The sequence below is a fragment of the Phycicoccus mangrovi genome (assembly GCF_018729305.1).
GTDB classification, from domain to species: domain Bacteria; phylum Actinomycetota; class Actinomycetes; order Actinomycetales; family Dermatophilaceae; genus Phycicoccus; species Phycicoccus jejuensis.
On sequence record NZ_JAHHWP010000001.1, the window covers coordinates 127033 to 133204 of the forward strand.

A 6172-nucleotide genomic window follows, 5' to 3' on the forward strand; every position below is an offset into this window, starting at 1 on the left:
CGGGTGCCCGCTCAGCCGAGCTCCTCGAGCACGGCCGGCAGCACCTCGTGCATGTCGCCGATCACCGCGTAGTCGGCCTTGGTCACCATCGGGGCGTCCGCGTCGGTGTTGACGGCGATGATCGTCCGGCTGGAGGCGCAGCCCGCCCAGTGCTGGATCGACCCCGAGATGCCGCAGGCGAGGTAGAGGTCCGGTGCGATGCGCGAGCCGGTCTGGCCGACCTGCTCGTGGTGCGGGCGCCAGCCGAGCGAGGTGACGACGCGCGACACGCCGACGGCCCCGCCGAGCCGCTGCGCCAGCGCGTCGACCGCCGCGAAGCCGTCCGGGCCGCCGGCGCCGCGGCCGGCGCCGACGACGACCTTGGCCGCGGTCAGCCCCGAGCTGTCGCCCTGCTCGCGCCGCTCGACGCGGACGACCTGCGCGCGCAGGTCCTTGGGGTCGACGGCGACGGCCAGCGGCTGGACGCGCGCCTCGCCGGGGGTGTCGGCGGGTGTGGGCTCGACGGCGTGGCCGGCCATCGACAGCAGCCGGACCCGGCTCGGGACCGTCGCCCGCTCGAGGGCGGCGCCGCCGACGACCTGGCGCTGGACGACGAGCGGCGAGAGCGACTCGACGGAGACGACGTTGGCGGCCATCCGCAGCCCGCGGCGGGCGGCGACGTGGGCGAGGACCTCGTTGCCGCGGCCGGTGCCCGGCGCCACGACGAGGTCCGCGCGGGCGGCCCGGCCGGCCGCCTCGACGGCCGCGGCCCAGGCCGCGGCGGCGTACCGCTCGAGCGCTGGGTCGGCGGCCTCGTGGACGACGACGACCCCGGCCTCGCGGCAGTCGGCGACGACGGCCTCGGGCGCGGACCCGACGACGAGGGCGTGCAGGTCGCCGGCGCCGAGGGAGCGGGCGAAGGCGAGGGTCTCGCGGGAGACGAGCGAGGCCCGTCCCTCCTCGACCTCGACGAGGACGACGACGCTCACGAGTGCACCACCTTGAGCTCGCGCAGGACGGCGACGAGGGCGGGCGCGGCGGTCGGACCCTCGCCGAGGACGGTGACCTGGCTCGGTGGCGCCTCGGGCACGGTGAGGGCCTCGCGGCCCGACCCGCCGGGGGTGCCCGACCACGTCATCCGCTCGACCTCGGCCTTCTTCGCGCGCATCCGCCCCATGACGCTCGGGTACTTCGGCGACACCCCGCCCTCGAGGACGGTGACCACCGCGGGCAGGGCGACCTCGTAGACCTCGGTGCCCTCCGGTCCCTCGGCGTGCAGGGTGGCGACGTCGCCGTCGACGGCGACGGTCTGCACGCCCGCGACGACGGGACGGTCGAGGAGGTAGGCCAGCCTGACGCCGACCTGGAAGTCGCCGGTGTCGGCGGCGTCGTTGCCCAGGAGCACGAGGTCGTACGTCGTCCCCACGTCCGAGCGGGCCCGGACGGCCTCCGCGACGGCCTCGGCGACGTCGGCCGGGCCGAGGAGGTCGGCGTCGGCCTCGACGAGCACGCCGTCGGTGGCGCCGACGGCGATGCCGGCGCGCACCTGCTCGAGGCTGTCCTCGGAGCCGACCGACAGCACCGTCACGGTGCCGCCCGAGGGCTCGGCGACCTGGACGGCCAGCGCGACGGCGGCCTCCTCGTGGGCGCTCGTCGTGTAGCCGGCGTACCGGCCGTCGACGCGCAGCCCGTCCGGGGTGAGGACGACCTGGCCGGTGGGGTCGGGGACGCGCTTGACGCAGACGAGGACGTTCGTCACGCCCGCCCCCGGATCCGCAGGTTCTCGGGGTCGAAGAGCGGGGTCGCGTCGGCGGCGGCGACCGTGACCGGGTAGAGCTCCTCCATGTACGAGACGGCGAGCTCGGTGCCGACGTGGCGACCTCCGGCGGGAGGAAGGCCATGAGCACGTGCTTGCCGAGGCTCGGGGCGGAGCCGGCGGTCGTCACGTACGGGTGGCGGCCGTGGCCGTCGGTCAGCGTGCCGCCCTCGCGGGTGAGGATCGGCTCGCCGCCGAGCATGTAGCGCTTCACACCGGACGCCGACGTGTGGTCGTCGACGGTGAGCGAGCAGAGGACCGCCTTCGGGGCCTCGCCGGCCTGCGCGACCACCGCGTCCTTGCCGACGAAGTCCTGCTCCTTCCACTTCGCCCGCGACATGCCGGTCTCCATCAGCGTGCGCTCGGTGTCGAGCTCGTAGCCGTAGGCCCGGTAGCCCTTCTCGATCCGCCCGGTCGTGCCGTAGACGCCGATGCCGACGGGCACCATCCCGAGCGGCGTGCCGGCGTCGAGGAGCTTCTGCCACAGTGCGGCTCCCGCCTCGATGGGCACGTAGAGCTCCCAGCCGAACTCGCCGACGTACGAGATGCGCGAGGCGAGCACCGACAGCGTCCCGACCTCGATCTCGCGGCAGGTGCCGAAGGCGAAGCCGCCGGGCGAGACGTCGGCGTCGGTGAGGCCGGAGAGGATCTCGAGGGCCTTCGGGCCCCAGAGGCCGATCGTCGTCCAGCTCGACGTGAGGTCGACGACGACCGCGCCGCCGTCCTCGGGCATCCGGTCGGCGAACCACTTCTTGTCGGCCATGCCGTGCGCGCCGCCGGTGACGACCCGGAAGCGGTCGTGCGCCAGGCGCATCACCGTGAGGTCGGAGCGGAACCCGCCGCGCTCGTCGAGCACCGGGGTGTAGACGACGCGGCCGATGCGGACGTCGGCCTGCGCCACGATGATCCGCTGCACGGCCTCGAGCGCCCTGGGCCCGACGACGTCGAAGATCGCGAACGCGGAGAGGTCGACGAGCCCGGCCGCCTCGCGCATCTGCAGGTGCTCGGCGTTGATGATCGGCGACCACCAGCGCGCGTCCCACTCGTGCTCGCGCGGCATCGTCTGCTCGGGGCCGAACTTCTCGACGAGCCCGGCGTTCGAGGTGTACCAGTGCGGCCGCTCCCAGCCGGCGGTCTCGTAGAAGACCGCGCCGAGCTCCTTCTGCGAGGCGTGCATCGGCGCGAGGCGGACGTCGCGGTTGCTGCCGTACTGCTCCGCGGGGTGGACGATGCCGTAGGTCTTGATGAACGACTCGGACGTGCGCGCCTTGACGTGCGCGCGTGTCTTCTGGTGCGGGTGGAAGCGCGCGATGTCGCTGTGCCCCAGGTCGATCTCCGGGTTGCCGTGGGTCATCCACTCGGCGACGGCGCGGGCGGTGCCGGGGCCCTCCTTGATCCACACCGCGGCGCACGACCAGAGGCCCTTGACCTCCGGCGTCTCGCCGAGGATCGGGTAGCCGTCCGGGGTCAGCGACAGCAGGCCGTTGATGGCGTAGCGGATCTCGGCCCGCTCGTCGCCGAGCAGCTCGGGCATGAGCTCGAGGGCCTGCTCGAGCTGCGGGTCGAAGTCGTCCTCGGTGAACGGCATCTCGGTGGGGGAGAGCTTGCTCTGCTCGATCGAGGGGATGTCCTCGGGGTCCCAGAGGATCGCCCGGTGTGCGTACGAGCCGACCTCCATGTCGGAGCCGTGCTGGCGCTCGTAGCAGAACGTGTCCATGTCGCGCACGATCGGGTAGCTGATCTCGCCCGGCTTCTCGGCGAGCACCTCGCAGGGGCCGACCGAGATCATCTGGTGGACCGCGGGGGTCAGGGGGATGTGCGCGCCGGCCATCCGGGCGATCTTCGGGCTCCACACGCCGCAGGCGACGACGACGGTCTCGGCCTCGATGCGGCCCTGGGTGGTCTCGACCGCGCGGATGCGTCCGTCGACGACCTCCATCCCGGTCACCTCGACGTTGGGGACGGTCGTCAGGGCGCCGCGCTCGACGGCGCGCTCGCGCATGATCGTGCCGGCGCGGAGGCTGTCGACGACGCCGACGGTCGGGAACCACGCGGCGCCGATGATGACGTCCTTGTCGAGGAAGGGCACCTTCTCGGCGACCTGCTCGGGGGTGACGAGCTCGGCGGGGATGCCCCACGCCTTGGCGCTGCTCATCCGGCGGCGCAGCTCCTCCATCCGCTCCTCGGTGCGCGCGACCTCGTAGCCGCCGGACTCGGTGAAGACGCCGAGCTCCTTGTACTGGCGCATCGAGTCGAGCGTGATGTCGGCGAACTCGCGCGAGTGGTCGACCGGGAAGATGAAGTTGCTCGCGTGGCCCGTCGAGCCGCCGGGGTTCGGCAGGGGCCCCTTGTCGAGCTGGACGATGTCGGTCCAGCCGAGCTCGGCGAGGTGGTGGACGAGCGAGTTCCCGACGATGCCCGCGCCGATGACGACGCAGCGCGCGGAGGCGGGGAGAGCGGCCATGGGGTGGTCCTTCCGTCACGCCGGTGGTGCGTATCGCGCAACCCGGCGCTCATCGTGCAACACGTCCGCCCAGCATGGCAGACGGCGGACGCCGTGCCAACCGGTCGTCCGCCGTCCGGCTCACACGTCCCGGCGGCCCGCCGGGTGCTCGCGCAGGTGCCGCCGGATCGGCCCCTGGAGGGTCGACTCGAAGGTCTCCTGCCGCAGCGCCTTCCACAGCGAGACGCACAGCGCGATGAGCACCATGAGGAACGGGAAGCCGATGACGATGACCCCCGTCTGCAGCGCCCCGAGGCCGTCCTCGCCGCCGGTGACGAGCAGCACCGTCGCGACCGCGCCGGTGGCGACGCCCCAGAAGACGACGAGCGAGCGCCGCGGTTCCTCGTCGCCGCCCTGGCTGAGCATCCCCATGACGATCGAGGCCGAGTCGGCGCCGGTGACGAAGAAGATGGCGATGAGGAAGACGGCGAGCACGACGGTGAGCGTGGCGAGCGGGTAGGCGCGCAGGGTGCCGAAGAGCGTCGTCTCCAGCCCGGAGTCGACGAGCGCCTTCATGTCCTCGCCCTTCGTCAGCTGGAGGTCGAAGGCGGCGCCGCCGAGGATCGAGAACCAGACGAACGAGACGAGCGAGGGGATGGCGATGACGAAGACGACGAACTGCCGGATGGTGCGGCCCTTGGAGATGCGGGCGATGAACATCCCGACGAACGGGGTCCACGACACCCACCAGGCCCAGTAGAAGATCGTCCAGCCGTTGAGCCACTCGCCGCCGCCGAAGACGCCGGTGCGGAAGCTCATCGTCGGCAGGTGCGTGAGGTAGCCGCCGATCGACTCGGTGAACGTCGAGAAGATGAACACGGTCGGCCCGACGACGAAGAGGAAGAGGGCGAGCAGCGCGGCGGCGACGGCGTTGGCGTTGGAGAGCCACTTGATGCCGCGGTCGATGCCGCTGACCGCCGAGACGACGAAGCAGAGCGTGAGGACGGCGATGACGGCGACGGCCGCCGTCGTGCCGTACTCCTGGCCGGAGAAGACGTCGGCGAGGCCGCCGGTGATCTGCAGCGCCCCGAGGCCCAGCGAGGTGGCCGAGCCGAAGAGGGTCGCGAGGACGGCGAGGGTGTCGATGCCCTTGCCGGCCGCGCCGTCGACGCGGTCGCCGAGCAGCGGCCGGAACGCGGCGCTGATGAGGTTGCCCGAGCCCTTGCGGTAGGCGAAGTACGCGATGGTCAGCCCGATGACGGCGTACATCGACCACGGGTGGAAGCCCCAGTGGAAGAACGTGTACTCCATCGCGAGGTGCGCGGCCGCCTCGCTGCCCGGTGCCGCGAGGCCGAGCGGCGGCGTGTTGAGGTGGGTGAGCGGCTCGGCGACGCCGTAGAACATCAGCCCGATGCCCATGCCGGTCGCGAACATCATCGAGACCCACGAGAAGGTCGAGAACTCGGGCACGGAGTCGTCCGGCCCGAGCTTGATGTTGCCGTAGCGGCTGACGGCGAGGAAGGCGCTGAAGACGACGAAGCCGCCGCTGGTCAGGACGAAGAACCAGCCGAAGTTCGTCGTGATCCAGCCGAGGATGCTGCCGCCGGTCTCGCCGAAGCCCTCGCCGTCGACCGCGCCGTAGACGAGGAAGAGGAGCGAGAGGGTCGCCGCGACCCCGAAGACGACCTTGTCGATCGGGGAGCGCCGGTGCGGCTCCGGCGCCTGCTCGGTGGTCAGCGGGGGTGGTGTCGTCGTCGCCATGGCCGGGCCCCTCGGTTGCGCTGGACGGAACGCTGTGCGCATCACACAACAGGAGCAGTGTGAGGTGGATCACGTCCGTCGTCAACGGCCGCGTGGCGCGGCGCCCCGGGGGGGGCCGCGGCACCGCGGGGGCGGGAGGGGGGAGGGCCGCCACGCGGCCCCCCTGTAGGGGG

General features: G+C 72.6%; 3 protein-coding genes and 1 pseudogene. All 4 read right to left on the minus strand.

What is annotated here, in order from left to right; translation table 11 throughout:
• Positions 1-11: 11 nt before the first annotated feature.
• Positions 12-968, minus strand: a complete 957-nt coding sequence (locus KMZ30_RS22180; RefSeq protein ID WP_215513754.1) for an electron transfer flavoprotein subunit alpha/FixB family protein — start codon at positions 966-968, stop codon at positions 12-14.
• Positions 965-1738 (minus strand): electron transfer flavoprotein subunit beta/FixA family protein, encoded by a 774-nt coding sequence (locus tag KMZ30_RS00610; protein ID WP_215513753.1) that lies wholly within the window; start codon positions 1736-1738, stop codon positions 965-967. Before KMZ30_RS00610 ends, KMZ30_RS22180 begins: the two co-directional genes overlap by 4 nt.
• Before the next feature lie 445 nt (positions 1739-2183).
• Positions 2184-4259, minus strand: a pseudogene (locus tag KMZ30_RS00615) (GcvT family protein); the annotation flags it as partial.
• 120 nt (positions 4260-4379) lie between these two features.
• Positions 4380-5999, minus strand: a complete 1620-nt coding sequence (locus KMZ30_RS00620) for a BCCT family transporter (protein WP_215519836.1) — start codon at positions 5997-5999, stop codon at positions 4380-4382.
• Positions 6000-6172: the final 173 nt, after the last annotated feature.

Bases quoted from the DNA above. Each gene is read 5' to 3' on its own strand.
- KMZ30_RS00620 (WP_215519836.1), bottom strand. From the start codon at position 5,999: ATGGCGACGACGACACCACCCCCGCTGACCACCGAGCAGGCGCCGGAG.